Below are 25,392 nucleotides of genomic sequence, written 5' to 3'. Positions count from 1 at the left end.
GAGTAAAGGCGTGAGGCCGTTTACCGTTCGGTGATGAGCCTCTTCACAAGTCTATCGGCATGTTTGCCATCAACTTTATAGTTTTTACTATAGACGAAAAGAAAGTGTTATTAGCCCTATGGCGGGCATACGGCTCAATGAAAGCTTCTGTTATGCTTTGTTACTTTGTGATGGGTGTTAATACATAACGCGTTGGGGAAAGTGAGGCACGCATGGAAGTCCAGCAAGATGAGTACGAGAGCGTCACTAGCGCGTCGGCCATAAGCTCTCTATTAAACACCATGATCGAGAGTGGCGGCGTGTCTCTTTGCTTGGCAGCCCCTGATGCGAGTCCAGAGCCTATTGTGTTGATGGAGCAGCATGAGGGCGACACGCTCGTCATGGATCTCTCCTCCGTCGACTACTTGCTGGGCCGCTTGCAGCAAGGAGAGCAGTTTTTCTTGCGTGGTCAATCCCAGGGTAAAGTAGTGAGAACGCCGCTTCTCTCGTTGACCGAAACCCGCCGTTCTGGCGGTCGTTTTTTATGTTGCAGTGATTATCCTGCCTCAGTCGACGTTTTGCAGCGTCGTGAGTCCTATCGTGCCGAACTGCGCATGGGTATGGTGGTGGCGGCGACCGTCTTTGGGGATGGGGATGAAAGTGTGCTGGGCGAGCTGCGCGACCTGTCGCAAGATGGTTGCCAGCTTGAGTTGCCGTTGGCCGCTAGTGGCGTGCTGGCAGAGACCGATGCGCCGCTGAAGATTGCGTTGACTTTCCCTAATGGCACTTACTTCGAGGTTCACGCGGTTGCGCGGCACCAAAAAACCGACCCTGAGCGTCACTTATTGCGCGTTGGCTTCCGTTTTACAGGCTGCACGTCCGAACAAGAGCGCCAGATTTGGTACTTCGTCTGCGAGATCGAGCGCGAAGCGTCGCGTTATAAAAAAGAAGCCCAAGAAGAGCGTCAGCCGTCGCCCCTTTTCGAGCAGCCTAGTCGTCGTGCGCCGGATACCGAGCACGTGGGAAGACGAGATATTCGTCGCTACGCGACACCAATGGCGCGGCGCTTGGTCAAAGTGGCGGCGTTTTTGGATGCCCAGTTGCTGCTGCTTCAGCAGGGGAGCGACATCGATTCACGCCAGCTTTCACGCAATGCCGACCGTTTGTTGATGCTGCACGAAGAGGATCGTGAAGGGCTATTGTTTGCTTCTCGCTGTCTTTCATTGGAGCCGCTGCTGGTGCGCCACGGTATCGCCGTGGCGGTGCATCTACTGGACTTGGTAGGCAATAACATGCCCCGGGAAGTGCGTAAGGCCATCGTGGCAAGTGGATTGGTTCACGACCTTGGTAAAGCGTTGATACCTCAGGTAGTGTTCAAGGCGCCTAGCTTTGAGGCGACCCATCGTCGCGCGCTCAGTGAGCACGTGTCGCTACTATTGGCGCGTCTACATACCTGCCAGTGGCTCTCTGCCACCGTGGCGCAAGCCGTCATTGGTGGTATCAATGAGCGGCTTGATGGTAGCGGTTATCCAGAAGGGTTGACCGGTGAGGACATCAACGAGTTGGCAAAAGCGAGTGCGGTCGTCGATGTGGTAGAAGCCATGCGGCGCGACCGTGCGGATCGCCCAGGGCGCACCGCTCAGCAGATCTACCGACACCTCCTTGCGCATCCGCATCAGTTCGACCCGCGCTGGATCAAGCGTTACATCGAACATTTCAAAACGCTACCGGTGGGTTCTTTGGCGCTCTTTTCGAGCGAACAGTTGGCCTGGGTACTACGTCTCGATGACAGTGGTTCGCCGCTAGAGGTCGTGTTGACGCAGCAGTCAGAGCCACCCATGCGTGACAATTTGGGTGCGGTCATTCGAGGCGACGTCTTGGAACGACTGGGTAAACCCATCCGTGAAGTAGCCGTCTCGACATAGGTGTCCCGCGCAGGGTGGCAAAATTAAAACGCCATTATGCTTAAAGTCCGCGACGCCCGCGCCGATATATTGAATAGCTGAGCAAGCATGCTCAACCACTCAGTTGAAACAGCCGTTCGCTGCGAAGTAACGGCTGTCGTTTTACCTCATACAGGAGTGCCCGCCAATGACTTACACTCGCGGTGGCGCCGCTAATGGACGTGGTGCAAGTGCGTATGCCCGTGTCGGCGTTGAAAGTGGTGTGATGTCTGCTGACCCGCATCAACTGATCGTGATGCTTTTTGACGGTGCTCAGGCAGCCATCCGTGCAGCACGTATTCATATGCAAGCTGGTAATCGGGCCGAAAAAGGGCGCTCGATTTCCAAGGCTCTCGACATTATCAATAACGGCCTGGCGGCGGCCCTTGATCAAGAGAAAGGTGGCGTTATTGCCGAGCGGCTTGCGTCACTGTACGACTATATCGCTCGCTTGCTGTTGGCGGCTAACTTACGCAACGACGAAGAAAGCCTCAATCAAGCCGAGCGTTTACTTGAAGATATCGCTTCCGCATGGCGTGAAATCGGTCAACAGCAGAGTGCATGAGGCAAGCATGGCAGCTTCCGAAACAGCCCATCGTCATTCGCAACAGGCACTCTTGGATGCTTATTCAAAGCTGCTGGTGCGCGTTCACCATATGCATGAGCTGGCGAACGCAGAGCAGTGGGCAGAACTGATCGAACAGCGCAGTAATTACGTGGTGCTGGTTGAAGAGCTGCGTGAATTAGATGTCACGGTCGTGCTCGATGCGCAGGGTAAGCAGCGCAAGTCTGAACTGCTAGAGCAAATTCTGGAGCATGACGTTGAGATTCGTCGCCGCTTGGTTGCCCGGCGTGATGAGCTTGGCAAGTTGATCGGTGTCACCCAGCGTCAGCGGGATTTGCACCGCGCTTATGCGCCCCAGCAGGGGGCCTACGACGCTTACGAGAGCGATCCCTCTCGCGATAAGGGGGCGTCGTGAGTGGCATTACGCCGCTTATCGACACCCTGTTGCATCAGGTGCTTGGCCGCCAAGCCGAGGTGTCCACACAGCGTGCTTTGAATGCGCCCGTTCAACCGGTATATGCCGGAGACGGACCAAGAGCGTTACAGGGTGATGCTGGGCTGGATGGCCGCCCACTCGCACCGCTATTGGGTGATCTAAAGCGCTTGCCAGGCTCGCCCGATGGGTTTCGACAAGCGCCACCGGGCGCGCTGCCCACGGGGGCTCCTAGCTCCACGCAAACGCATTTCAGTCCGGCGGCGCGCACTATCGCCGATGTGTTGCTGCGTTTTCCTGCTCCTCCCACCGTGCTACGTCCACAAGCGCCGCTAATGACAACGCAGGAGACGCCCTCGGCAACGGTATTGGCTAACCGATTAGAGGCGAGTATTCGAGACAGCGGTCTCTTTTACGAATCCCACCTTAAGCGCTGGTTTCAAGGTGAGGCTCCCCGTCAACAGCTGATGCGTGAACCACAAATGCAGCCTGGTCCTCGCCCTGCCGCCATCTTCGTGCCTAACGCTACATCGGCAGTGCTGAATACCACCTCCACGGCTCCTGCGTCGGCGCTATTGGCGAGCTCGGTGCCGTTAGCCATTTTGCCTAATACATCGCTGACCCCGGCAGCGGACGGTCAGCTACTGCTAGAGCGTCCCGCCCTGTTGCCGCCCAGCCCCAGCGCTACGCCACCTCCCTTGACGGTCAGTCGAGAGCTGCCTCAGGTGCCCGTGGGCTTGCCAGTGAGCAGCGAATGGGACGTGTCGAGTCGAGGAGGGCCCAAGGAGATCGTTCACGAGAGCTTGCAAGGGCTCGTGCGTCAGCAATTGGAGATGATGGTAACGCCGACGCTGCGCTGGGAAGGTGATGTCTGGGCGGGGATTTTTATGGCGCTCGTGATCCATCTGCCCGGCCGCGACGGGCAAAAAGGCGCGGGGGGGGACGAGGGTGAGGCAGACGAGGGGTGGCGGTCGGAAATGCAGCTCGATGTCCCTAATCTCGGACGCTTTAGCATTGCGCTGTCACTTTATCAGGGAACTCTAACGATCGATTTGACGGCCGATAATGTGACGACTCAACAGCGCCTAGAAGAGGGCGTTGGCGCGTTGGAGCAGCGGTTAAGTGCCTTCGATTTCCGTAAAGTTCGTGTCATGGTGAGACATGTAACATTGGAGAGCGATGATGGCGATCGCGGATGATCGACGCCGCCAAGCCGTCGCGCTGGCCTATCAAGAGGGAGAGCGGGCTCCACGTGTCGTGGCAAAAGGATACGGGGAGCTTGCAGAGCGGATTATGGCGGAAGCGCAGCGCCAGGGTATCTACGTACATGATGCCCCAGAATTGGTAGCGCTATTAATGCAGTTAGACTTAGATGCAGAGATACCTGCCAGCTTGTATCAGGTCGTCGCTGAGCTGCTCGTCTGGGTCTTTGAGCTATCGGACAGTGGGCTGACTCAGCGTGAAAGGCTCAAGTAGCCAATGCAAGCGTTGTATGCAACCATGATACTGGGAACAAAAGTCATCAATGGCGCCAGTATAACGGTCACAATGTAGCGCCTGTGTCGTTCGATGGGACACTATGAGTCAAACAAGCTTTCTCGATGAAATTCAAGAGATCAACTTAGCGTATCTATTACTTGCGCAGCGGCTGTTGAGCGAAGATCGTGAGGCAGCGATGTTTCGCCTAAAAATCGATGGTGAGCTCGCCGACCTTTTGATATCGCTCAATGCGTGGCAATTGACCAAGCTGGCGCGGAGCAACCAGTTGGTCTGCCGGTTCAGCCACTCGAGTGGACAGCGGCTGCGCGACATTCTTGAAAACCCTAGGGATCAAGGGCTGTCGGGGCTGCATGCGTCACTGCTATCTGCCTGTGAGCCGATGAGATCACTGACGTCAGGAGAGTCGAAGTGAGCCAGAAAAGCTTGGTTGATGAAATGCACCAAGTACAGCTGGCCATTGAGCTGATCGAATTAGGTGCACGTTTGCAGGTGTTGGAGACGGAGACGGAGCTGAGCCGTACCCGCTTGATCAAACTTTACAAAGAAGTGCGCGGAATGTCGCCGCCTAAGGGAATGCTGCCATTCTCTGCGGATTGGTTCGTCACTTGGCTGCCCAACGTGCACTCCTCGTTCTTCTACAACATTTATGTCGGGCTGCTGAAAGGCGCGGGCTGTGAGCGCATCGACGCCTTCGTTAAGGCTTATCGACTGTACGAAGAGCAGATTTCTTTGGAAGGTGTGGAGCCTGTGCTTGGGCTGACACGTGCTTGGACACTGGTGCGCTTTTTCGAAAGCGATCTTTTGCAGCTGACCACCTGTACACGCTGTGAAGGCCACTTCGTCGCTCATGCCCACAGCCCAACGCACGACTATGTCTGCGGTATTTGTCAGCCCCCTTCCCGGGCTGGCAAGACCCGTAAAGCATCGCGCTGAACGTATAAAATTGTCACACCTCTAGCGGCGTGGCGGTGAGTCAATAAACTACCTCTCTAACGCTTAGATAGCGGTAAAAGGCGGTGGTACTTTTTCATTAAACAGCGCATTCGTCTTAGTATGATGTTGCTAAGTAGCAGTTGGGATAGAGCGGTGCCTGCGTGGACAAGCCTGGGACCCTGCTCTGTTTGATAAAAAAACCGATATCGCAAGGACTCTGCTTGTGCTGATTCTTTTAGGTTATGTGGTCGTACTGGTATGTGTGTTCGGCGGTTATGTACTGGCAGGTGGAAGCCTGGGGCCACTATATCAGCCGACGGAGCTGCTGATGATTGGCGGGGCGGGGGTGGGAGCCTTCATTGCTGCCAACAACGGCAAAGCCATCAAGGCGACGTTCAAGATCCTGCCGCGGCTAAAGCGTACCAAGAAGTATAACAAAGCGCTCTATATGGAGCTGATGGCACTACAGTACAAGATCCTCTCCAAGGTGCGCCGCGAGGGCATGCTCGGCATCGAGCGCGATATCGACAATCCCCAAGAGAGCCCGCTTTTTCAAGAGCACCCTTCGGTGCTGGCAGACCCCCATATCATGAACTTCCTGACCGATTATCTTCGCCTGATGGTCAGCGGCGGCATGGAGCCCATGGAGATCGATGAGCTGATGCTCCATGAAATCGAGGTCTTCGAACAAGAAGCGCACGTGCCCATTGACGCCATTTCCAAGGTGGGTGACGCCATGCCGGCTTTCGGGATCGTGGCGGCGGTCATGGGGGTCATCAAGGCGTTGACGTATGCAGACGCTTCCGCTGCGCAAATGGGGGAGATGATCGCGCTGGCGCTGGTCGGTACTTTTCTAGGGATTCTGCTGGGCTACGGCTTCATTAGCCCAATCGCCAGTTACGCTGACCGCCAGGCCAAAGAAGCGGAAAAAATGTTGCAGTGCATCCGCGTGACGCTGCTGGCGAGCCTGCACGGCTACGCCCCGCAGCTCGCCGTCGAATTTGGTCGTAAAGCTTTACATACCGCTGAACGACCCAGCTTTACCGAACTGGAAGAGTATGTGCGCGACGCCAAAAAGGGCGGTAATGCATGAGTAAAGGCGGCGATAAACGCCCGATCGTCATCCGGCGTAAGAAAGTGGTTCATGCCCACCATGGGGGGGCGTGGAAAATTGCGCTGGCGGACTTCATGACCGCGCTGATGGCGCTCTTCTTGGTAATGTGGATTTTGAGTGTCTCCAGTGAAGAGACTCGGCGTGGCGTCGCGGAGTACTTCAGTACCCCGCTCGTGACGGCCATTACCGGAGGAGACATGTCGGGCAGTACCAGCGTGATTCCCGGCGGCGGCCCTGATCCGACGCATAGTGACGGTGAGCGGGCACGCATCGACGTACTGCAGCAAACGCGGCCAAGCGCCCAGGAAAGGCGTTTTTTCGATGAGCTGCAGGAGCGCATCGAGCGTGCCATCGAGCGGGATCCGGAACTGCGTGAGCTGCGCAACCAGATGCGCTTCGATTTGACTCGGGAAGGGCTGCGTATTCAGCTGCTGGATACCGAACAGCGTCCGATGTTCGAGCTGGGCAGCGACCAGGTGGCGCCGTATATGCGCAGTCTACTGCGCACCATGGCGCCGCTGCTGAACGAACTGCCGAATGACTTGAGCATCAGTGGCCATACCGACAGCGTGCCCTATGCCGGTGGTTACCGGGGTTACAGCAACTGGGAGCTCTCCAATGATCGTGCCAATGCGTCGCGTCGCGAGTTAGTGGCCGGGGGGCTTGATCCAGATCAACTATTACGCGTATCGGGCTTTGCGGACCGCGTACTGTTGTCTGACACTTCGCCCACGGATCCTGTCAATCGCCGTATCGAACTCGTGGTGCTGCTGCCGGAGATCGCCGAAGCCATTCGCAACCCAGGCATTCTGTCGGCAGATGACACGCTGCCGGAGGGCAATGTGCCTGAGGCACTGCTCCCCGACCAAGCGTTGCCCGGCGACACGGCGCTCGATGAGCCAGTGCCAGCAGAACAAGTGCCACCCAATATGCCGCAGGTCGACGATGAACAGTAATCTCGGCTTGTCACAAAAAAATATGACGTTCACGTGGAGCGGTGCATGGATATAGCGGATTTTTTTGACACCTTTTTTGAAGAGGCGGAAGAGCTGCTGGCCGATATGGAGCAGCACTTACTGGAACTGGATGTCGATGATCCGGATAGCGAGCAGCTAAACGCTATCTTCCGAGCCGCCCACTCGATCAAAGGTGGCGCAGGGACCTTCGGTTTTAGCGTGCTCCAGAAAACCACGCATATTTTCGAAAACCTGCTGGATCATGCTCGCAAAGGCGAATTGACCCTGCGTGCCGAGCACGTGGATACCTTTTTAGAGGCCAAAGACATCATGCACGAGCAGCTCGATGCCTACCGCAACGAGGAAGAGCCTAACCAAGAAGCGTACGAGCGTATCTGCCAGACGTTACAGCAAATTGCCCTCGAAGAGATTGGCAAGACGCTCGATGCGCCCGCTGCGGCTCCGGCTCCGGCCCCCAAGAAAGAGGCACCTCAAGAGGAGAAAGAGACGGCGGCTGGCAGTGAGCAGTTACTCAAAGTGGCGCTTCTCAACGTTGGCGACAAAGACCGTGGGCTACTCGTCGAAGAGCTAGAGCAGTTAGGCGACATTCAATCACAGTCGGGCGATGAAAAACGCTACGAAGTCACCCTGAGCGGTGGTGTCAGTGCCGATGATATCGAAGCCGTCATGTGCTTCATTATCGAGCCTGACCAAATTGAAATCACGGCGTTGGGCGCAGCAGCCCCCGCTGCGGCGCCCGACGCGAAAGCGAAAGACGTCACGCCTGCCGCAGAAGCACCGGCTGTTGAAGCGAAGCCGGCTGCACCTGCGCTGAAAGAGCCTGCCAAAGCAACCGCCAGTAAATCGGCGAAGGCAGCGCCCAAAAAAGCGGCCGCAGAGTCATCCTCGATTCGTGTGTCGGTGGATAAGGTCGATCAGATCATCAACTTGGTAGGCGAGCTGATCATTACACAGTCGATGCTCGATCAAACGGTCAGTGACCTTGGCGACCAGTCGGTGGGCAATAGTTCCCTGCAAAATGGCATGAGCTTGTTGCAGCGTAACGCCCGCGACCTTCAAGAAGCGGTCATGTCGATTCGTATGATCCCCATGGAGTTCGTGTTCAGCCGCTTCCCACGAGTCGTGCGTGACACCGCAGGCAAGCTCGGTAAAGAGATCGAGCTGGTGACGGAAGGCAAATCCACCGAGTTGGATAAGAGCTTGGTCGAGCGCATCACCGACCCGCTGACGCACTTGGTGCGTAACAGCTTGGATCACGGTATCGAGATGCCCGACGAGCGCGAGGCGTTGGGTAAGCCGCGTACCGGCAAACTGGTGCTTTCCGCCCGTCACCAGGGTGGCAATATTCTGATCGAAGTTCGCGACGACGGGGCCGGAATGGACCGGGATCGCCTGCTGGCCAAAGCTCGTGAAAACGGCCTCAACGTCTCGGATACCATGTCGGACGAGGACGTCTATCAACTGATCTTTGCGCCCGGTTTCTCCACGGCGAAAGAGGTGACCGATGTCTCCGGTCGTGGCGTGGGGATGGACGTGGTCAAGCGAAACATCCAAGGCATGGGTGGGCGCGTTGAAATTCAGTCCAAAAAAGGCGAAGGCACCAATACGCGGATCGTACTGCCACTAACGCTGGCCATTCTGGACGGTATGTCGATCAAAGTCGGCAACGAAACCTTTATTCTGCCCCTGTCTACCGTGCTGGAGTCGCTACAGCCTGCCAAGGGAGACATGTACGCCATGGCAGGGGACGATGTGGTGCTCAAAGTGCGCGATGAGTACCTCCCAGTCATTGCCATTCACGAAGTGCTGGATGTCGAAAACGCCATTACCGACCCGACCAAGAGTATTGCTGTCATCGTTCAGGGGGAAGGGCGTCGCTACGCCATGTTGGTGGATGAGCTCATCGGCCAGCAGCAGGTCGTGGTGAAGAACCTCGAAGACAATTATCGCAAAGTGCCCGGCGTATCGGCCGCTACCATCTTGGGAGATGGTAGCGTTGCGCTAATTCTCGATATCACTGGCTTACACCGTTTAAGCCGTGCCAAAAAAGAAGCAGGGAAAGTCGCTAACCAACCCCATCTCTCTTATTACAAGGAGGCTGAGCCGTCATGAGTCAAGCATCTAATGAGGCGGTGCTAGCCGCCGCCGAAGCGGAAAACCGTGAGTTTCTCGTATTCTCGCTGGGCGATGAAGAGTACGCCATCGATATTTTGAAGGTGCAGGAGATCCGCGGTTACGAAAACGTGACCCGTATCGCCAATGCGCCCGACTTTATTAAAGGGGTGACGAATCTGCGCGGCGTCATCGTGCCGATCGTGGACCTACGTATCAAGTTTCATCTGGATAACGTCGAGTACGGTGGCCAGACGGTCGTCATCGTCGTCAACGTCGCGGATCGTATCGTCGGCATCGTGGTCGACGGCGTATCCGACGTCATGACCCTGACGCCGGATCAAATCAAACCCGCGCCCGAATTTGGCGTTACGCTCTCCTCCGATTTCCTGAGCGGTCTCGGCAGCCTAGACGATCGGATGCTCGTCCTGGTCGATATCGACAAGCTGCTCACCAGCGAGGAAATGGCGCTGGTCGACAGCACCAGCCACCACTAAAGACCTACCGCAGGGCACAGGGAGTGTGCCCGCCTTAAGTCAATGAATACCCACTCTGGCGCCATGGATAGCGCTGGCCAGTATGGTTGTGTTTGGAGAAAAGCGTGTGACACAGCTAGTACGTCAACTGATGAGCAACATGACCGTTCGTCTAAGCTGGGGGCTCGTGTTGGCCACCTTCTCAGTATGGGTACTCATCGCCTGCGGTATTGGGCTTTATGCGTTGCATCATGGCGCGAACATCGTCCAAAGTGCCAGTGATCCACAAGCTCAGCAGTTGGCGTTCCAAGCCTTTGCCTCCCAGATTCGCTGGGTATTGATTGGTGTGGTCGTGATGACGTTACTCACGGTCGCGGTGGTGATATGGGGCGTGAGTGCCAACGTGCTGCGCCCCTTGGACCGGTTGGTAGGCTATTTCGAGCGGATGGCGCAAGGCGATCTCAGCCAGCAGATCCGCTCTCCCGGCAACAACGAGATTGGCAAGCTCTATACCGCCATGGCCCATATGCAGGGTTCCCTCTCTGAGACCGTTGGCGTCGTCAGGCGCAGTGGGACGACCATCTTCGAGCGCTCCCAGCACATTGCCAGTGGGAACAACGACCTCTCTTCGCGCACCGAGCAGCAGGCTTCGTCCCTTGAAGAGACGGCATCGAGCATGGAGCAACTCGCGTCGACCGTTAGCCACAATGCCGACAATGCTCGGCAGGCAAGCCAGTTGGCTGGCGACGCGACGCTGACGGCACGGCGCAGCGGCGAAGAAGTGAGCCATATCGTCGACACCATGCAAGAGATCAGCGCCAGCTCCCATCAGGTCGCTGATATCATCACGTTGATCGATAACATCGCTTTTCAAACCAATATTTTGGCGCTGAACGCGTCGGTCGAGGCGGCCCGTGCCGGCGAGCACGGCAAAGGGTTTGCCGTCGTGGCTCAGGAGGTTCGTAGCCTGGCCAGCCGCAGTGCCAGTGCCGCCAAAGAGATTCGCACCTTGATCGATGCATCGCTGGGTAAAGTGGATGTGGGCACTCAGCGTGTCAATCAGGCAGGCCAGACCATGCAGGATTTGGTGGCCGCCGTCCAACGCGTCAGCGACATCATGGATGAGATTGCCTCTGCATCGGAAGAGCAGAGTAACGGTATCGGCCAAGTGAATCAGGCCGTTGCGCAAATGGACCAAGTCGTTCAGCAAAATGCGCAGTTGGTGCAGCAAGCCGCGCGGAGCGCCAACGAACTCGAGAGCGAGGCGGCGCGCCTGCGTGAGGCCGTCGAGCGTTTCCAAGTGGCGGGCGAGAGCCCAGCCCAGGCACCAACGCGAATGACCACCACGGCGACCATCGCCTCGGTGCCGACCCGCTCTGCCCAGCCGGTGGCGAAACCTCTTACCACCAGCCAAGACGAGTGGGAAGCCTTTTGACGCGACGGCATTTTCGCTAATCGCAAGGCTCCACACGCGCTACAACATCAATAACAAGGCAGCAAGATGCGTAATAACCAGCCAGTGACTCAACGGGAAGTTGAACTCAAACAAGACGATTTTTTGGTCTCGCGTACGGATTTGAAAGGGCGCATTACCTACGCCAACCCGGCGTTCATCGAGATCAGTGGCTATCGACACGACGAGCTAATTGGCGCGCCGCATAACCTGATTCGCCATCCGGACATGCCGCCACCCGCGTTTCATAACCTTTGGCAAACCGTCCAGGCGGGAGACACCTGGCGGGGGCTCGTGAAAAACCGCTGTAAAAACGGCGACCACTATTGGGTCGACGCTAGCGTGACCCCGATCGTAGAAAATGACCAAGTGATTGGTTACACCTCGGTACGCGTGCAAGCAACCCGAGACGCCATTGCGCAAGCCGAGCAGCGCTACGCGGAAATGCGCGAAGGGCGCAATAAACGTCTCTACCTCGATAAAGGTCGCTTACGTCAAAAAGGGGGTTGGCAGCGTCTCAAACGCATCCGGCTCGACACCATTCGTGCCAAGCTGATCGGCATGGTCGTCGTCGCAGGGGCGCTGCTCATGGCTAGCGGCGGCTTAGGCCTTTATGGTTTGAACGTAGCGGGTGAGCGGCTAGGCGAGCTAAACGACGACGGACTCAGGGACGTCATTCGTTTGCAGCAGATCGACCAAACCATTGCCCAGACGCGTCAGTCGATGATCGAACCCGAGCGGATGGAACTGATCAATCAACGTTTTGAGATGGGCGAGGCCGTTGCCGACAACGCGGCTGAAGTGGCCAGCGTGTGGGAGGCGTTCTATGGTCGAGAGGTGAACGCAACTCCTCTGGCCGAGTCGTTCAACGAACAGCTTCAGGCCTTCCTGACGAATGGGATGAATCAAGCGGCGAGCGTGCTTCAGGCTGAAGAGACCTATCAAGCCTTTACCGGCTTGGATGCCGTGATCAGTGTGATGAACGAGGATGGGCGGGCCTTGTCGGGCATGGTCAATGAGCTGATTGCACAGAAGCAGGCAGCCGCCGAAGCCATGGCGGCAGATGCCGAGCGTGGCCAAGCGACCATGTTGACGGCTCAGGCAGCGATGCTGGGTGTTGGGCTGTTGCTGCTGGTGCTCATCAGCGTCGTAACGCTGCGCTCGATTATTACGCCGCTAAAGCGTGCCTCGCGTTTCACGCTGCAAATTGCCGGTGGCAACCTAGCGGCTCGCGTACCGCCCAAGCGGCGTGATGAGATAGGTCAATTAATGGACTCGCTGAACACCATGCGCAAAAGCTTGAGCAGCATCATCCGCGATGTGAAAGATGGCATCGACGTGGTGACGCCTGCCGCCAAGAATATCGCCAGTGGCAACGAGGCGCTCTCATCGCGCACCGAACAGCAGGCCGCGTCGCTACAGCAAACCGCCTCGAGCATGGAGGAGATGACCACGACGGTGCGTCAAAACAGTGATAATGCTCAAGAAGCGCGTCGTCTGGCCGATAATAATGCAACAAGAGTGACACAAACCGGTGAATTGATGACGCAACTGGTCGCCAATATGCAGCGGATTACCCAAAGCTCCCAAAAAATGACCGAGATCATCAACGTCATCGACTCGATCGCATTTCAGACCAATATCTTGGCGCTGAATGCGTCGGTCGAGGCTGCTCGGGCAGGTGAGCATGGCCGTGGGTTCGCCGTGGTGGCCGAAGAGGTGCGCAAGTTGGCCGGGCGCAGTGCTGGCGCATCGCAAGAGATTCGTGCGTTGATCGATACCTCCAGTCAGCAGGTCAGTGCGGGAGCTGGGCTCGTCGAGAAAGCCGAGGCGGCGATTAGCGAAGTTGCCGAAGCGGCGCGTAGCGTGACCCATATCATGCACGATATCTCGTCCGCCTCGGAGGAGCAGAGCAGCGGTATTGCGGAGGTCAATCAGGCCGTCGCAGAAATGGATCAAGCCACACAGCAAAACGCCGTGCGCGTGCAAGAAACGGCACAAGCGGCCATGGCATTAGAGCAGCAGGCAAGTCTGCTGGCGCTATCGGTAGAAGCATTCCGGCTAACCAGTCAGGGACCATTGACGCCGCCAGCCGTTTCCACGGGCGCCACCGTTTTACCGAACGTCAAGGCATCACCTGCAACAGCGCAGATCAGCAGTGCCACAGCGCCGGTGCCGAGTCACAAGAAGCGGCAGATGGCCACTGTAGAGGAGTGGGAAGAGTTTTGACAGACCAACGCGAACGGGGTAGCGACGCAGGCCAATGGGCGTCCAGTGGACAGATCGAACGCGATCTGGTGCTGACCGATGCGGATTTTGCGCGTATTCGAGAGCTGATCTATCAGCGCGCAGGCATCGTTTTGGCCGAGCATAAGCGTGAAATGGTCTACAGCCGCTTGGCCAAGCGGCTGCGTCATCACGGCATGACGCGCTTTACCGACTACCTGTCGCGGCTGGAGCGTCAGCCCGACGCGAAAGAGTGGGAGGCGTTCACCAATGCACTGACGACTAATCTCACGGCATTTTTTCGTGAAGCTCACCACTTTCCACTGCTGGCCGAGCATATCAAGCACAAGCCTGATCCCGTCACCATCTGGTGTTCAGCGGCATCGACGGGAGAAGAGCCTTACTCCATCGCCATGACGCTGTTGGAAACGTTGGGGCCCAAGGCGTCGCAAGCCAAGGTCATCGCCACGGACATCGACACAGAAGCGTTGGCCAAAGCACGTAAGGGCATTTATCCCCAGGAGCAGGTGCGCAAACTCGATGAGTCGCGCGTCAAGCGGTTCTTTCAAAAGGGCACAGGCAACCATGTGGGGCTTGCCAGGGTGCGGCCGGAGGTCTCGGCGCTGGTCGAGTTCATGCCGCTCAACCTACTGGCGCCACAGTGGCCAGTAAAGGGGCCATTCGATGCGGTCTTTTGTCGTAATATTATGATTTATTTCGATAAAGATACGCAGGCTAAGATATTGAAGCGGTTCGCGCCGCTGATGAAGCCTGATGGCCTGCTCTTTGCCGGTCACTCCGAAAACTTCTCGTATATCAGCGATGCGTTTAAGTTGCGCGGGCAAACAGTCTACACCCTCGCGAAATAAGCGAATAAAAAATGCGCGTTGTGCTCGACCTTGGGATAGGGCTCGGACGAGCAACGCGGCAATGGCTATCGTAAGAGGAGGCGTGCTTTGAGCGCAGCCAAGATTAAAGTGTTGTGCGTCGATGACTCGGCGTTGATCCGTGATTTGCTGACAGAAATCATCAACTCTCAGCCCGACATGGAAGTCGTCGCCGTTGCGCCTGACCCCATTGCTGCCCGGGATCTGATCAAGCAGCATAATCCTGATGTGCTGACGCTGGATGTCGAGATGCCGCGTATGGACGGACTCGACTTTTTGGAGCGCTTGATGCGTTTGCGCCCGATGCCGGTGCTGATGGTGTCATCGCTGACGCAAAGCGGTTCTGAAATCACCCTGCGAGCGCTGGAGCTGGGCGCGTTGGATTTTGTCGCCAAGCCGAGCCTGGGTATTCGCAGCGGCATGATGGAGTACGCCAACGAGATTGCCGATAAACTCCGCGCTGCCGCACGCTCTCGACCGCGCCAAGCGCGTCACAAAAACACGCCCCCTCCGAGTCAGCTCAAAGCCCCGATGATGACCAGTGAAAAGCTGATCATCATTGGTGCTTCCACCGGCGGCACCGAAGCCATTCGTGCGGTGCTGGAGCCGCTGCCTGCCAATGCGCCAGCGATTCTGATCACTCAGCACATGCCAGGCGGCTTTACACGCTCTTTTGCCGAGCGTCTGGATCGTTTGTGCCGTATTACCGTGAAAGAGGCCACGGACGGTGAGCGCGTGCTGCCAGGGCACGCCTATATCGCGCCCGGCGACCAACACCTGGAGCTGGCCCGCAGCGGCGCTAACTACGTCGCACGGCTCAACGATGGGCCACCGGTCAACCGTCATCGCCCCTCCGTCGATGTGCTGTTTCACTCGGCGTCGAAGCACGCCGGTAAAAACGCCATTGGTGTGATTCTTACTGGGATGGGCAAGGACGGCGCGGCCGGTTTATTAGAGATGCGCCAGGCTGGCGCGCCCACCATCGCTCAGAACGAAGAGTCTTGCGTGGTCTTCGGCATGCCGCGTGAGGCGATTGCCGTTGGTGGAGCGGTCGAAGTGGTGGCGCTCGACGACATCCCGTCTCGACTGATGGCGCTAATCGCCGCTTCCGGTCGCGCGCAGCGGGTTTGACACCACGATATCGAACATCACCTGGATAGCTATTGACAAGGGAAACGACAACAATGAACCGCTTGCTGCGCAATCTCCGTATCCATACCGCCGTCGTCACGGCACTTGCCTGTTTGGTCACCCTTATTCTCGTGGTGGCCGGGCTGAGCATCATGGCCGATCGCAGTGCGCAGAGTAATCTTGCCACGCTCAATCAGATCGGCAACGAGCAGCTCAACGAGTTGAACCGCGCCGACTCGCTCCTCAATCAGGCCATGCTGGCGATGGAAACGGCGTCCAATCTATTGATGGTGGGTCGTACGCAGCAGTCCAATGAGCAGGTAGAGGTGGCAGCCAATCGGATCGAGCGGGCAGAGGCGCGCTTCAATAACTTTGCAGCGACGCCTCGTACGCCCCAAGGGCAAGCGCTAGGGGAGGCCGTGGAGGACAATTTCCACACGGTGCTCGCGCTCGTCAAGCAGCAGCACGAAAGCTTCGCGTTCATGGATATCAATACCTTCAATCAGTTGCGGGGGGAGTTAGCCCAGCCGCTGGAAGCACTGGCAGCGAGTATTACGGCGTTCGTAGAGTACGGCTTCGAGCGTGTGGCGACGACCCGTGCCGACGCGGAGGCCCAGGGGGATACCTTCACGTTGATCAATGCGCTCGCCGTCGGGATGGCGCTGTTGGTTTCCTTAGCGATCTATATGGGTTTGCGCCGTACGGTCATTGCACCGCTGAACGATGCCGTTCAGCGGCTGGACCGTATCGCTCAGGCAGATTTGACTCAGCCGTTGCCTGAAGCAGGCAAGAACGAAATTGGGCGCCTTTTTGCGGCCATGGCGACCATGCAGCAGAATCTCAGCACGACCGTGACGCGGGTACGTGAGGGCAGCCGAGAGATTCACCATAGTACGCGAGAAATCGCCAGCGGCAACGCGGATCTGTCGTCTCGCACCGAGCAGCAGGCCGCCTCGATCGAGCAAACGGCCGCCAGCATGGAGCAGATGACGGCCACGGTGAAACAGAATGCCGACAATGCTCGTCAGGCCAGCACGCTCGCAGCGGACGCCTCGACCACGGCAGAGCAGGGGGGCGAAGTGGTGCAGCAAGTGGTCGATACCATGCAGGGCATCTCGTCCAGCTCACAAAAGGTGGCCGATATTACCAGTGTGATCGATTCGATTGCTTTCCAGACCAATATCTTAGCGCTCAATGCGTCGGTCGAGGCGGCGCGTGCCGGTGAGCAGGGGCGCGGCTTTGCCGTCGTGGCAGGCGAAGTGCGCAACCTCGCTAGCCGCAGTGCCGATGCGGCAAAAGAGATTAAAACGCTGATCGAGGCGTCTGTTAGTCAAATCAACCAGGGCTCTTCTCTGGTAGAAAAGGCAGGACAAACGATGACCGATGTCGTCACGGCGGTGCGTCGTGTGACCGATATCATGGATGAGATCTCCGCCGCCTCTCAGGAGCAGAGTGACGGGATCGAGCAGGTGAGTCAGGCCGTTGGGCAGATGGATCAAGTGACACAGCAAAACGCGGCGCTAGTGCAACAAGCGTCTGCCGCTGCGGCGTCGCTGGAAGAGCAGGCGAATCGCTTGGAAGAAGCGGTGGCCATCTTTCAGGTGCTGAGCGACTCGTCCGCGCGTAGCGCCCTGCCGGCACAGCATGCCGCTACCCAACGTGCACCGCACAAGCTGGCTCAGAACACATCGGCGGCTGCGGCTCCTGTTGCACCGCCGCGGCATCAAACGACGACCCAGGCCCACGATGAGTGGGAAGAGTTTTAACCCTGACTGAATTCACAGTCACCCAATACATGATGTTAGTGAGAGGATGACCCATGGCCGATAAGAACATGAGCTTCTTGGTAGTAGACGACTTTCCCACCATGCGCCGGATCGTCCGCAGCCTGTTGAAAGAGCTCGGGTTTACCAATGTAGATGAAGCCGAAGATGGTCAAGACGCGTTGAACAAGCTGCGCGCTGGCAACTTCGAATTCGTCGTGTCGGATTGGAACATGCCGAATCTCGATGGTTTGGAGATGCTCAAAGAAATTCGTCAGGATGATGCGTTGAAAGATCTGCCGGTTCTAATGGTGACGGCAGAGGCCAAAAAAGAGAACATCATTGCCGCCGCACAAGCGGGCGCCAATGGTTACGTCGTCAAGCCGTTCACAGCCGCCACCCTAGAAGAGAAGCTGAATAAAATCTTCGAGAAAATGGGTAAATGACGCGGCGGAGCCAAGGTGCTCGGTTAACGAGGAGACAACACAATGAGTCAGAATGAGCAGGGTGGTTCTGCCCAACTGTCCGAAGAAGCCGCTGAAGACCTGATCTTTCGTATTGGTAAGCTCACCCGCATGCTGCGTGACAACATGCGCGAGCTTGGCTTGGACAAGGAGATCGAGAAGGCCGCCGAAGCGATTCCCGATGCCCGTGACCGACTGCACTATGTGGCAACGATGACCGAGCAGGCGGCGGACAAGGCGCTCAACGCCATCGATCGGGCGCAGCCGCTGCAAGACCAGCTCTCTGAGCGTGCCGAAGCCTTGGATAAACGCTGGGGTGAGTGGTTCGAAGCACCCAAGGAACTGGATGACGCCAAGGCGCTAGTCAAAGAAACGCGGACCTACCTGAGCGATGTGCCGCAGATCACCGCAGCGACCAATAAAGAGCTGCTGGACATCATGATGGCTCAGGATTTCCAGGATCTCACGGGCCAAGTCATCAAAAAGATGATGGACGTGATTCGTGAGATCGAGCACCAGCTGGTTCAGGTACTGATCGACAACGTGCCGGGCGCAGAAGCGCGCGAAACGATGCAGCGCAAGGCGGAAGATCAGTGGAAAAACGAGAACGCGCGTCGCAATGAAGACCTTCTCAATGGGCCGCAGGTGAAAGCGAACGCCCCTGATATCGTCACCGGACAGGATCAGGTAGACGACTTATTGGACGAATTAGGCTTTTAATGCCGGGTTATTAGCATATTGTAAGCCTCTGCCTCTGGCAAAATAAGACCCCAGCTCAGCCGTCCTCAAGGGCGGCTGAGCTTGTGGTGTGCCTTATTTTGGTCGACCGACCACTCGTCAGCCGGATGACAGCATGGCAGATAACGACAGCGATCAGGAAAAAACCGAAGAGGCCACGCCTCGACGCTTGGACAAAGCGCGGGAAGAGGGCCAGGTGCCTCGGTCCCGAGAGCTGACGACCTTCCTGATGCTGCTCGGGGGCGTGATAGGTCTATGGAGCATGGGGCAGATGCTCTATGACCAGCTTGGCATGGTGATGGAGCAGGCGTTCTTGTTCGAACGTCGCCAAGCCATGGAAACTACCTCGATGCTGGTCAACGCGCTGGACTTGGGGCAGCGAACGCTCATCGCGATGCTACCGCTCTTTCTGCTGCTCACGGTCATTGCGCTGGTAGCGCCCGCACTGTTGGGCGGCTGGCTCATTTCCTCCAAATCTCTCCAGCCCAAGTTCTCGAAGCTGAACCCGATCAAAGGGATCAAACGACTCTTTTCCACCCAAGCACTGGCCGAATTGGCAAAGGCTATCGCCAAGTCGGTACTGGTGGGAAGTGTGGCGTTCAGCTTTTTATATTTTAATATGGGGCGGTTTTTGGGACTGATGGATCAGCCCATTCAGCAGGCGCTGGTGAGCGCACTGAACATGGCCGCTCTGGCGGCTGGTCTCATCGTGTTGTCGCTGATCGTAGTGATTTTGATCGATGTGCCGTTCCAGCTATGGAACAACGCCAAGCAACTGCGTATGACCAAAGAAGAGGTCAAACAGGAGCACAAAGACTCCGAAGGCGACCCCCATGTCAAAGGGCGTATTCGCCAGCAGCAGCAAGCCATGGCGCGCGGACGCATGATGAGTAAAGTCCCCGACGCCGATGTCATCATCACCAACCCAACGCATTACGCGGTGGCACTGGTATACCAGGAGGGGCGTATGGGGGCCCCTCGGCTGGTGGCCAAAGGCGCGGACGCCGTGGCCGCACGTATCCGTGAAATAGGTGAAGAGTCTGGCGTTCCGAGATTGGAAGCAGCGCCATTGGCGCGTGCCCTGTATCATCATGTCGACTTAGAGGCCGAAGTGCCTGCCGAACTGTATACCGCCGTGGCCGAGGTCATGGCCTGGGCCTATCGCCTGAAGCACGTTGCACAGCAAGGAGGCGAGGTGCCCCCCACTCCCGATAATTTACCGGTTCCCCCGGAAATGGACAGTCCCGGCCGTCGTGCCGGTGGCAATGAGGCGCAAACATGAAAGGCTTAAGCCAGTTGATCAATCAGCGACCCTGGATGAATGACGTGAGCATGAAGCTGCTTGCGGGCCCGCTGCTGATTTTAATGATTCTGGGCATGATGATTCTGCCCCTCCCGCCGTTCGCGCTGGATCTGCTGTTCACGTTCAACATTGCGTTGTCCATCATGGTGTTGCTGGTCAGCATGTTTGCCGAAAAGCCGCTGGACTTCGCCGCTTTTCCGGCCGTCCTGCTGTTCACGACGCTGCTTCGCCTCTCGCTCAACGTGGCCTCCACCCGCGTGGTATTGATGGAAGGCCACGAAGGCGGTGATGCGGCGGGCAAGGTCATTGAGGCGTTCGGCACCTTCCTCGTCGGCGGTAATTTTGCAGTGGGGCTAGTCGTCTTCCTCATCTTGGTCATCATCAACTTCATGGTCATCACCAAAGGTGCGGGGCGTATCGCCGAAGTGGGCGCTCGCTTCGTGCTCGACGCCATGCCTGGCAAGCAGATGGCCATCGACGCCGACTTGAATGCTGGGTTAATTGGCGAAGATGAAGCGAAAAAGCGTCGCGCCGAGGTAGCCCAGGAAGCCGACTTCTACGGCTCCATGGACGGTGCCAGTAAATTCGTTCGTGGTGACGCGGTGGCGGGTCTGGTCATCATGGTGGTCAACATTATTGGTGGCCTGCTGATTGGCATGATGCAGCACGATCTGGGCTTTGCCGATGCCGCGCGTACCTATACGCTGCTGACGATTGGCGATGGCTTGGTGGCTCAGATCCCGGCTCTGGTCATCTCGACGGCTGCAGGCGTCACCGTGTCTCGGGTAAATACCGAGCAGGACGTTGGTCAGCAGATGATCAGCCAGCTGTTCGTCAATCCTCAGGTCATGATTCTAGCGGCGATGGTCATGGGGTTGCTCGGCCTGGTGCCCGGCATGCCCAATTTCGTATTCTTGGTCTTCACCGCGCTGCTGGGCGGCTTGGCGTGGTATCTGATGCGTCGCAAAGAGCAGACCTTGGTCAAAGAGGAGATCGCCACGGCGCCACCGCCTCTTCAAGAGACGCCAGAAGCCAGTTGGGAAGACGTACAGCTGGTTGACACGCTGGGTCTGGAAGTGGGCCACCGTTTGATTCCGCTGGTAGATTCGCGGCAAAAAGGGGAGTTGCTGGGGCGCATTAAAAGCGTCCGTAAGAAATTCGCCCAGGAGGTGGGCTTTTTGCCCCCGGTGGTACACATTCGCGATAACTTAGAACTGCCGCCCAATACCTACGTGCTTTCCATGAAAGGCGCCGAAATCGGCCGTGCCGACGCGCAGCCCGGCAAATGGCTGGCCATCGACCCCGGCCAAGTGTCCGGTGAGCTACAAGGCACGCCAACGCAAGACCCAGCCTTTGGACTGCCTGCGGTATGGATCGATGGCAACCAGCGCGAGCACGCTCAGGTCTACGGCTATACGGTCGTGGATGCCAGCACGGTGATCGCCACCCATCTGAACCATCTGCTGCACCGTCACTCTCCCGAGATGCTGGGGCGGCAAGAAGTGCAAAAGCTGCTGGACAAACTGGGCGAAGACCAAAAATCGCTGGTCGAAGAGGTGGTGCCCAAAGCGATCTCTCTGACCGTGTTGCAGCGAATTTTGCAGAACCTGCTGGATGAAGACGTCTCGATTCGCGATATGCGCACGGTGTTGGACACCTTGGCTGAGTATGCGGGACAACAGAAAGACCCCAATGAGCTGACCGCTCTGGTGCGTATCGCGCTGGGTCGCGCGATTACACAACAGTGGTTTGCTGGCCAGGAGACCCTGCACGTCATGGGACTGGACGCGCAGCTCGAACAAGTATTGATGCAGGCCATGAACGGTAACGGGGCCATGGAGCCGGGGCTGGCGGATACGTTGATGAATCAGGCACAGCAGGCGCTCGAGAAGCACGAAGGCAGTGGTGAAGCGCCCGTGCTGGTCGTTCAACACTCGTTGCGCGCGGTGCTATCGCGCTTCCTACGCCGCCGGATGCGCCACTTGGTGGTGATGTCCCAGGCAGAAATTCCCGACGACCGCACCCTGCGCGTGACCACCCTGGTCGGTGGCCGCTAAATTGGTAACAGGTGAACCATGAGCGTGAGACGTTTTGTCGGAGCCAATAGTCGCGATGTCATGCGCCAAGTGCGCGAAATACTGGGTGACGATGCCTTGATCGTCGCTAATCGCCGCACCGAAGGCGGCGTTGAAATTCTGGCCATGGCCGACGACGCGGTCGACCAGTTCGATCCGTCACCCGCAGAGCCTTCAGAAGTATCGCGAGACGCCCCGGCGCCCGCCGCGGCTTTCTCACTGCCGACACAGCCAGATCCGCTGGAGGCAATGAGCGAGCGCCTGCTCCGAGAAATGCAGGACATGCGCGAGCTGCTCTCTCGCCGTCAGCCGATGGTGGAGTCGCCGCGCGGCACTCAAACGACGTATGAATATCTGCTAGCCATGCTGGTGCGGGTGGGCTTTAGCGCCGAACTCAGCCATGAGGTGCTCGAAGCGCTGCCCGAGGAGTTATTGACCCAGGAAGGCGGCCATGACGCTGCCAGCGCTTGGCTGCGCGAACAGCTCATAGCGCGGCTGAAGGTGCTGGCGCACGAAGATCGCTTTTTCGATCAAACCGGCATCGTGGCGCTGGTAGGGCCTACTGGGGTCGGTAAAACCACGACCACGGCCAAACTGGCGGCGCGTTTCGTCATGCGCCATGGCACTCGTCCGGTGGCGCTCGTGACCACTGATAGCTTCCGCATCGGTGCCCACGAGCAGCTACGCATCTACGCCCGACTGTTGGATACGCCGATGTACGCGCTCGACGCAGAACAGCCTATCGACGAGCTGGTCGGCCGATTGCAAGGCAAACAGTGGGTCATCATCGATACCGTTGGGATGAGCCAACGAGATCAGCGCGTGATCGAGCAGATTGCGCACTTGCAGGGCGGACAGTCGACCGTACGGCTGGTGCTATTGCTCAATGCGGCCAGCCAGCCAGAGACCCTGGAAGAGGTGGTGTTGCGCTACCGTCAGGCAGCGCGGGCCGCAGGGGCCGAGCTCGACGACTGCATCATCACCAAGCAGGACGAGGCCGGGCGACTGGCGCCCGTTCTGGATATCGTAATGCGCCACGGCATGCGCGTACTGTTTGGATCACACGGCCAGCAGGTGCCGGAAGACATGGCCGTGGCCACGCCTTCTGGCCTGATCGACCAAGCGCTCTCGGCCAGTTCGAGCGCTTCGATGGATCAAGGCGGCCCGGCCAGCGCGCCGAGCCTGCCGCGCTGGTCGCGGGATGTGCTAGGCCAGGGGCGCCGGCTGACGTCGGTACTGACTCGGCTGCGCCAACGGGTCGCCGATTTTCACCGTTTGGAGGCCGCCTGGGACATCGCTGCGCTGCCCAGCGTGGTGCAGGATCAGCGTTTAGACACGCTGCTGGCTGGCGCGGAAGCGACCCACGATGCCATGGGCGTCGTATGGTCGCCCAGGCGCAACGAGCGCAACTGTGACTGGTCGATGCCGGACGTGGCGCTCGACGATCAAGGGGCATGGTTGGCACTGACGCGTTTGCAGCATCGCCAACCTGCTGGGTGGCAACCACGATTGGCGGGCTGCGCGGCAGACATCGCCGTTCATCTGCTGCCTACCCTGCCGGAGTCCGACGCGCTGGCATGGCTTAACGACCAGCGCTTGACCTGGGTCAGCGCCGTCAACGCCGGTCAGCGTGTACACTGCCAGGGCGAGCGTCATACCCTGCGCACGCTGTTTCAAGAGAGTACGCTCACCCACCGTGTTGCCATTCGTTTTCGTGGTCAACGCATGCAGCTGTCGACAGCCTACGTGGAGGCCCACGATGCCACCGGCAACGCGGTGCTGGCCTGGGTGGGCGACGTGTGCGATCCAGAAAGCAGCAAGCGTGTCGTGCGCCGCTACTGGCTAACTCCCGCGCGTCTAGGCAGCGACGTTGTATCGCTACTGGTCATTCAGTTACAGAGTGATGGGCTATCCGCGTTGACCAAGCGTGCCTGGCAGCAGCTAAAAGAGGCGGATGGCGGCGAGGTGAGCAGCGAGCTACGCCTGCTCATGGCCAGCGGCGCCGCCGCTGTAGCCAGTCACTTGGATTTGGCCGATGACGACGCGGTGCAAGCGTTGCGAGCCGACCTGTTGCGCCTGCTGGGCAGTCAGCGTAAACGCCGCGATACGGCGCTACTCGACGCCTTGGTGCACGTGTTGATGGCACGCGATGCCATTCGCCAGCTCGGTAGCGTCAGTCGCGAGGACCTGATATGAGCGGCCAGGATCAAGCGGCGGGCCTGCGGAAATGGGCCGATCTACAGCGTCAGCAGCGAGCCGCACAGGACGAACCACAAGATACCCATGCGTCCGCCGCTCCTGCCTCGCCGGTCAGTACTGAAGAGGCGGCGGTGCATACCCAAGACGCTCTGGCGCCCACTGTCGCTGCCGCCACTGAACCGGCGACGGTGACGCCACCGCGCCCTCAGAAACCGCTGGTGGTGATAGGGCTACCGCATACCGGCGCCGCACAAGTCGATAAAGTGCGTGGACGTTTGGGGCAGTGGTCGGCGTTGGGGCGTCAGTGGGCGGGCGACCCGCAGGATTGGCAGATTCAGGTCGTCATGGCCGATACGCCGTCGCTGGCCATGCTGGCGAAGGAGCATGCACGATGGGCGCTATGGGTCACTAGCGATGCCGATGGCTTTGCCAGCATGTACCGTGTGCTTCGAAAAGTGCGAGAGCATGGCGGTCCGCGACGCCTGCTGGCACTCCATGAACCGCACCTGCCGCGTCAGGGGCTGCTGGAGAACTTGCGTGACGCCGCCGCTTACTATTTGGATATCGAGCTTTTGTTGCTTGCACGTTGAGACAGATGATCGGCTTGCTGTCGTTAGCGACCTACGCCGAATAGAGGGCCCGCGTATGAGGCTATTTGCCCGACAGACGTTGATAAAAGCCGTAAAGTTGTTAACAGTGAAAAGGGTGAGCCCCTACGCAGCGATGCTGGCAACCATCATGTGGGTCGTTAGCGTCGAGGCGGCAACGGGTAGCTGGAGCCGAGACGTGCCTGGCGTGTTGGTCGCCATGAGCGACCGCACCAGTCAGAGCCAGGCCATTTCGCCACCAGCAGGCATCCCGCTGGGAGGAGCGACGCTAACGCGCGTGCAGTGGCGGTTCGAAACCCCACCGAGTCACCCCGTCAACGCTTGGTTGTGTCACCCTGAGCGCTGCGTGGCACTGTCGGGCATGCGCGGCAGTACCACTGCGCTGGAAGGCATGTTGGCAAATGCGCCGCTGCACTTTCGGTTTGCACTGTCGCCGGGCCAGCGGCCAGTGAGGGTGCAGGGGCTACAGGTGATAGTGAATTATCGGTAAAGGCCGTTCAGCCGCGAGGCACG

At 58.2% G+C, this 25,392-nt stretch carries 23 protein-coding genes; all 23 read left to right on the top strand.

The window, feature by feature from the left end; all coding sequences use genetic code 11:
• Nucleotides 1–212 precede the first annotated feature (212 nt).
• The 23 genes from MHM85_RS13960 (at nt 213) to MHM85_RS13850 (ending at nt 25,369) form a co-directional block, all read left to right on the top strand.
• Nucleotides 213–1,904 carry an HD domain-containing phosphohydrolase gene (locus tag MHM85_RS13960; protein WP_219862345.1) on the top strand — a complete coding sequence of 564 codons (1,692 nt, stop codon included), beginning with the start codon at nt 213–215 and terminating at the stop codon, nt 1,902–1,904.
• Nucleotides 1,905–2,070: 166 nt separating this feature from the next.
• Nucleotides 2,071–2,487, top strand: a complete 417-nt coding sequence (gene fliS, locus MHM85_RS13955) for a flagellar export chaperone FliS (RefSeq protein WP_139527802.1) — start codon at nt 2,071–2,073, stop codon at nt 2,485–2,487.
• Nucleotides 2,488–2,494: 7 nt separating this feature from the next.
• Nucleotides 2,495–2,902, top strand: coding sequence for a flagellar protein FliT (gene fliT / locus MHM85_RS13950; RefSeq protein WP_139527803.1), 408 nt, complete (start codon nt 2,495–2,497; stop codon nt 2,900–2,902).
• Complete coding sequence (locus MHM85_RS13945; RefSeq protein WP_219862347.1) at nt 2,899–4,119, top strand: flagellar hook-length control protein FliK; 1,221 nt, start codon at nt 2,899–2,901, stop codon at nt 4,117–4,119. The genes fliT and MHM85_RS13945 overlap by 4 nt, the downstream gene beginning before the upstream one ends.
• Nucleotides 4,103–4,396, top strand: a complete 294-nt coding sequence (locus MHM85_RS13940) for an EscU/YscU/HrcU family type III secretion system export apparatus switch protein (protein ID WP_139527805.1) — start codon at nt 4,103–4,105, stop codon at nt 4,394–4,396. The genes MHM85_RS13945 and MHM85_RS13940 overlap by 17 nt, the downstream gene beginning before the upstream one ends.
• A 103-nt stretch (nt 4,397–4,499) precedes the next feature.
• Nucleotides 4,500–4,832, top strand: a complete 333-nt coding sequence (gene flhD / locus MHM85_RS13935; protein WP_139527806.1) for a flagellar transcriptional regulator FlhD — start codon at nt 4,500–4,502, stop codon at nt 4,830–4,832.
• Nucleotides 4,829–5,353: a flagellar transcriptional regulator FlhC gene (flhC, locus tag MHM85_RS13930; RefSeq protein ID WP_139527807.1), complete on the top strand. Its 525-nt coding sequence runs from the start codon at nt 4,829–4,831 to the stop codon at nt 5,351–5,353. Before flhD ends, flhC begins: the two co-directional genes overlap by 4 nt.
• 223 nt (nt 5,354–5,576) lie before the next feature.
• On the top strand, nt 5,577–6,446 hold the full coding sequence (motA, locus tag MHM85_RS13925) for a flagellar motor stator protein MotA (RefSeq protein WP_153843268.1): 870 nt from the start codon (nt 5,577–5,579) through the stop codon (nt 6,444–6,446).
• Nucleotides 6,443–7,423, top strand: a complete 981-nt coding sequence (gene motB / locus MHM85_RS13920) for a flagellar motor protein MotB (protein WP_219862349.1) — start codon at nt 6,443–6,445, stop codon at nt 7,421–7,423. The genes motA and motB overlap by 4 nt, the downstream gene beginning before the upstream one ends.
• Nucleotides 7,424–7,468: 45 nt before the next feature.
• Nucleotides 7,469–9,556, top strand: coding sequence for a chemotaxis protein CheA (gene cheA, locus MHM85_RS13915; protein WP_153843266.1), 2,088 nt, complete (start codon nt 7,469–7,471; stop codon nt 9,554–9,556).
• Nucleotides 9,553–10,053, top strand: coding sequence for a chemotaxis protein CheW (gene cheW, locus MHM85_RS13910; protein ID WP_139527811.1), 501 nt, complete (start codon nt 9,553–9,555; stop codon nt 10,051–10,053). Before cheA ends, cheW begins: the two co-directional genes overlap by 4 nt.
• Nucleotides 10,054–10,183: 130 nt before the next feature.
• Entirely contained in the window at nt 10,184–11,467 is a 1,284-nt protein-coding gene (locus MHM85_RS13905) for a methyl-accepting chemotaxis protein (RefSeq protein ID WP_176558250.1), read from the top strand.
• A 66-nt stretch (nt 11,468–11,533) separates the two neighbouring features.
• Nucleotides 11,534–13,714 (top strand): methyl-accepting chemotaxis protein, encoded by a 2,181-nt coding sequence (locus tag MHM85_RS13900; RefSeq protein WP_153843265.1) that lies wholly within the window; start codon nt 11,534–11,536, stop codon nt 13,712–13,714.
• Nucleotides 13,711–14,580: a CheR family methyltransferase gene (locus tag MHM85_RS13895; protein ID WP_139527813.1), complete on the top strand. Its 870-nt coding sequence runs from the start codon at nt 13,711–13,713 to the stop codon at nt 14,578–14,580. Before MHM85_RS13900 ends, MHM85_RS13895 begins: the two co-directional genes overlap by 4 nt.
• Before the next feature lie 87 nt (nt 14,581–14,667).
• Nucleotides 14,668–15,729 carry a chemotaxis response regulator protein-glutamate methylesterase gene (locus MHM85_RS13890; protein ID WP_139527814.1) on the top strand — a complete coding sequence of 354 codons (1,062 nt, stop codon included), beginning with the start codon at nt 14,668–14,670 and terminating at the stop codon, nt 15,727–15,729.
• A 53-nt stretch (nt 15,730–15,782) separates the two neighbouring features.
• Nucleotides 15,783–17,495 carry a methyl-accepting chemotaxis protein gene (locus MHM85_RS13885; RefSeq protein WP_239286281.1) on the top strand — a complete coding sequence of 571 codons (1,713 nt, stop codon included), beginning with the start codon at nt 15,783–15,785 and terminating at the stop codon, nt 17,493–17,495.
• Nucleotides 17,496–17,548: 53 nt separating this feature from the next.
• Nucleotides 17,549–17,938, top strand: coding sequence for a chemotaxis response regulator CheY (gene cheY / locus MHM85_RS13880; RefSeq protein ID WP_139527816.1), 390 nt, complete (start codon nt 17,549–17,551; stop codon nt 17,936–17,938).
• A 42-nt stretch (nt 17,939–17,980) separates the two neighbouring features.
• Entirely contained in the window at nt 17,981–18,676 is a 696-nt protein-coding gene (gene cheZ / locus MHM85_RS13875) for a protein phosphatase CheZ (protein WP_139527817.1), read from the top strand.
• A 133-nt stretch (nt 18,677–18,809) separates the two neighbouring features.
• Entirely contained in the window at nt 18,810–19,976 is a 1,167-nt protein-coding gene (gene flhB, locus MHM85_RS13870) for a flagellar biosynthesis protein FlhB (protein ID WP_139527818.1), read from the top strand.
• Complete coding sequence (flhA, locus tag MHM85_RS13865; protein ID WP_219862357.1) at nt 19,973–22,054, top strand: flagellar biosynthesis protein FlhA; 2,082 nt, start codon at nt 19,973–19,975, stop codon at nt 22,052–22,054. Before flhB ends, flhA begins: the two co-directional genes overlap by 4 nt.
• An 18-nt stretch (nt 22,055–22,072) precedes the next feature.
• Nucleotides 22,073–24,268 carry a flagellar biosynthesis protein FlhF gene (flhF, locus tag MHM85_RS13860; RefSeq protein WP_239286279.1) on the top strand — a complete coding sequence of 732 codons (2,196 nt, stop codon included), beginning with the start codon at nt 22,073–22,075 and terminating at the stop codon, nt 24,266–24,268.
• Nucleotides 24,265–24,861: a hypothetical protein gene (locus MHM85_RS13855; protein WP_139527821.1), complete on the top strand. Its 597-nt coding sequence runs from the start codon at nt 24,265–24,267 to the stop codon at nt 24,859–24,861. Before flhF ends, MHM85_RS13855 begins: the two co-directional genes overlap by 4 nt.
• A gap of 115 nt (nt 24,862–24,976) precedes the next feature.
• Complete coding sequence (locus tag MHM85_RS13850; protein WP_239286277.1) at nt 24,977–25,369, top strand: flagellar protein FlhE; 393 nt, start codon at nt 24,977–24,979, stop codon at nt 25,367–25,369.
• Nucleotides 25,370–25,392 lie beyond the last annotated feature (23 nt).

The organism is Halomonas sp. McD50-4, assembly GCF_022348135.1.
GTDB lineage: Bacteria > Pseudomonadota > Gammaproteobacteria > Pseudomonadales > Halomonadaceae > Vreelandella > Vreelandella piezotolerans.
This window is presented reverse-complemented; position numbering and strand designations above follow the sequence as displayed.

What these genes read in the sequence shown, in the direction of transcription:
- MHM85_RS13960 (WP_219862345.1), top strand. Translation starts at nt 213, where the DNA reads ATGGAAGTCCAGCAAGATGAGTACGAGAGCGTCACTAGCGCGTCGGCC.
- fliS (WP_139527802.1), top strand. Translation starts at nt 2,071, where the DNA reads ATGACTTACACTCGCGGTGGCGCCGCTAATGGACGTGGTGCAAGTGCG.
- fliT (WP_139527803.1), top strand. Translation starts at nt 2,495, where the DNA reads ATGGCAGCTTCCGAAACAGCCCATCGTCATTCGCAACAGGCACTCTTG.
- MHM85_RS13940 (WP_139527805.1), top strand. Translation starts at nt 4,103, where the DNA reads ATGGCGATCGCGGATGATCGACGCCGCCAAGCCGTCGCGCTGGCCTAT.
- flhD (WP_139527806.1), top strand. Translation starts at nt 4,500, where the DNA reads ATGAGTCAAACAAGCTTTCTCGATGAAATTCAAGAGATCAACTTAGCG.
- motB (WP_219862349.1), top strand. Translation starts at nt 6,443, where the DNA reads ATGAGTAAAGGCGGCGATAAACGCCCGATCGTCATCCGGCGTAAGAAA.
- cheA (WP_153843266.1), top strand. Translation starts at nt 7,469, where the DNA reads ATGGATATAGCGGATTTTTTTGACACCTTTTTTGAAGAGGCGGAAGAG.
- cheW (WP_139527811.1), top strand. Translation starts at nt 9,553, where the DNA reads ATGAGTCAAGCATCTAATGAGGCGGTGCTAGCCGCCGCCGAAGCGGAA.
- MHM85_RS13905 (WP_176558250.1), top strand. Translation starts at nt 10,184, where the DNA reads ATGAGCAACATGACCGTTCGTCTAAGCTGGGGGCTCGTGTTGGCCACC.
- MHM85_RS13900 (WP_153843265.1), top strand. Translation starts at nt 11,534, where the DNA reads ATGCGTAATAACCAGCCAGTGACTCAACGGGAAGTTGAACTCAAACAA.
- MHM85_RS13885 (WP_239286281.1), top strand. Translation starts at nt 15,783, where the DNA reads ATGAACCGCTTGCTGCGCAATCTCCGTATCCATACCGCCGTCGTCACG.
- cheY (WP_139527816.1), top strand. Translation starts at nt 17,549, where the DNA reads ATGGCCGATAAGAACATGAGCTTCTTGGTAGTAGACGACTTTCCCACC.
- cheZ (WP_139527817.1), top strand. Translation starts at nt 17,981, where the DNA reads ATGAGTCAGAATGAGCAGGGTGGTTCTGCCCAACTGTCCGAAGAAGCC.
- flhB (WP_139527818.1), top strand. Translation starts at nt 18,810, where the DNA reads ATGGCAGATAACGACAGCGATCAGGAAAAAACCGAAGAGGCCACGCCT.
- flhA (WP_219862357.1), top strand. Translation starts at nt 19,973, where the DNA reads ATGAAAGGCTTAAGCCAGTTGATCAATCAGCGACCCTGGATGAATGAC.
- flhF (WP_239286279.1), top strand. Translation starts at nt 22,073, where the DNA reads ATGAGCGTGAGACGTTTTGTCGGAGCCAATAGTCGCGATGTCATGCGC.
- MHM85_RS13855 (WP_139527821.1), top strand. Translation starts at nt 24,265, where the DNA reads ATGAGCGGCCAGGATCAAGCGGCGGGCCTGCGGAAATGGGCCGATCTA.